The following is a 1,977-nucleotide window of genomic DNA, read 5'->3' on the forward strand; positions in this document are numbered from 1 at the left end:
CCGGCGCGCTCACGGTACGTCGCCGCGGGCCCCGCGTCACCGGGGTTGCGCCCGCGTCGTGCGCCCGTCGTCCTCGCGTCGTGCCGCCGTCGCACGACGGTCGCCCGCGCGTCTCCGTCGCGCCCCGTGCGCGCGAGCGCCGGCCGCGGGCGGGGCAGCGGGCGCGGAAGCGCCGGCCGCGGTCACCGACGACGGCGGTCACCGACGACGGGGGTCACCGCGGACAGGACTCACCGGGGGCGGGCGCCCCGACGACGACGGCCCGCCACCCCGGGAGGGGGTGGCGGGCCGTCGTCGACGCCCGGCGGGAACCGGGCGGAGGGTCGTCAGTAGCGCACGAAGTAGACGTCCGAGGTCCACATGTCGCGCAGCGACACCGACTTGCCCGGGCGGGGCGAGTCGTACCACTGGTTGCCGCCGGCGTAGATGCCGACGTGCGAGCCGTCGGAGACGACGGCCAGGTCGCCGGGCTGCGCCTCCGAGCGGGAGACCCGCTGGCCGGCGGCGCCCTGGGCGGCGGCGGTGCGGGGCAGCGAGATGCCCGCCTGGGCGAAGACGTACTGCGTGAAGCCCGAGCAGTCGAAGCCCGAGGGCGTCGTGCCGCCGTAGGAGTACGGCGTGCCGACGTACTGCGCGGCGATGTCGAGCACCGAGCCGCCGGCCGAGGACGGGGCGGCGGGAGCCGGCTCGGGCTCGGGCTCCGCCTCGGCCTCCGGCGCGGGGGCGCTGCGCTCGGCGGACCGGGACGTGCTCTCGGCGCCACGGTCGGACGCACCGCCGTCCGAGGAGGCCTCGTCCGACGAGGTCTCGTCCGACGAGGTCTCGTCCGACGAGGTCTCGTCCGACGAGGTCTCGTCCGACGAGCTGTCGTCCGAGGAGGTCTCGTCACCCGGCTCGTCGGCGTCGGCCTCGTCGGCCACGACGACCGGCGCGGGGGGCGGCGGCGGGGGCGGGGGCGCGACGACGCCGAGGGCGGCGCCCCGGGCGAAGGTCACGGGCACGTCCGCGGCGACGGTGAGCGCCTCGGTGGCGACGGGCGCCGCCGCCTCGACGCGCTCGGCGGGCGCCGTCAGCGCCGGAGCGGGGCGCGGGGCGTCCTCGCGCGGCTCCGCGACGGAGGCGCTCGTGCCGAGCGTCAGGACGAGGCCGGTGGAGGCTCCGACGACGACGCCGCGGCGGGCGACCACGCCGGCGCGCGCGGCGACGGCCTGCTGCAGGCCGGTGAACGGGGTCGACACGGGCCCGGGGGCGGCGTGGCGGGCGCGGTGGCGCGCGGAGGCGTGCAGGGGCACGGGCGGTGACCTCTCCCAGTCGCCTGCGAGGTGAGCTGTCGGGTTCGGGTGGGAGCCACCCGGCCGTCTCCCCTGGTCGGGAGGACCGGCTTCACCCCGAGGTCCGCGTCAGCGCGACGGCCGGAGCCGCCCCGCGCCGCGGGACCGGAGATCCTGGGTCCCCCGCCCCTGCCGTCGTCGAGCTCGCTGGGACCTGCGACCCGGCGGCAGGGCTCGGCGCTCCGGGGCAGGCGCCGCCCGGTGCGCCGGGCAGCGCGCGGACCGTACCCCACGGTGACGGCGCCCGTCACATCTCGGTAACGGACCGGCGCGCCGCGCACGACACGCCGTGACGGCGGCCACGCGCCGTGACCAGCAGGCGTCGCCGCCCGCACCGCGGACGCCGCGGGGGCGGTGCGCGCTCGGCGGCTAGCGTCCCCGACGCGACTGGTTCCGCCGGCGTCCGCGCCGGAGGACGAGAGAGGGAACCCGGTGGGAGACCGGGACTGCCCCGCAGCGGTGTCCGGGAACGACCGCCGTCATCGAGCACTGGGCTCCGGCCTGGGAAGCGACGGCCAGTAGGAGGACCGAGAGGTCCGCGCCCGGGAGTCCGAAGACCTGCCAGCCGTCCGCCCGGGCGACCGCCCGGGCGGTGGATGACGGCCGCTCGGGACGGTCGGAGCCCGCCCGCGCCGGCACGGCGCGC

General features: G+C 79.1%; 1 protein-coding gene and 1 riboswitch. The gene reads right to left on the minus strand.

The annotated features are described in order from the left end of the window. Positions 1–326 precede the first annotated feature (326 nt). A complete protein-coding gene (locus WDV85_RS02965) occupies positions 327–1,292 on the minus strand; it encodes a C40 family peptidase (protein ID WP_339569193.1) in 966 nt (321 codons plus the stop codon). Between the two features lie 423 nt (positions 1,293–1,715). Continuing rightward, a riboswitch (cobalamin riboswitch) is annotated at positions 1,716–1,900 on the plus strand. Positions 1,901–1,977: the final 77 nt, after the last annotated feature.

Origin of the sequence: Pseudokineococcus sp. 5B2Z-1, assembly GCF_037482305.1 — a bacterium.
Lineage (GTDB): Bacteria > Actinomycetota > Actinomycetes > Actinomycetales > Quadrisphaeraceae > Pseudokineococcus.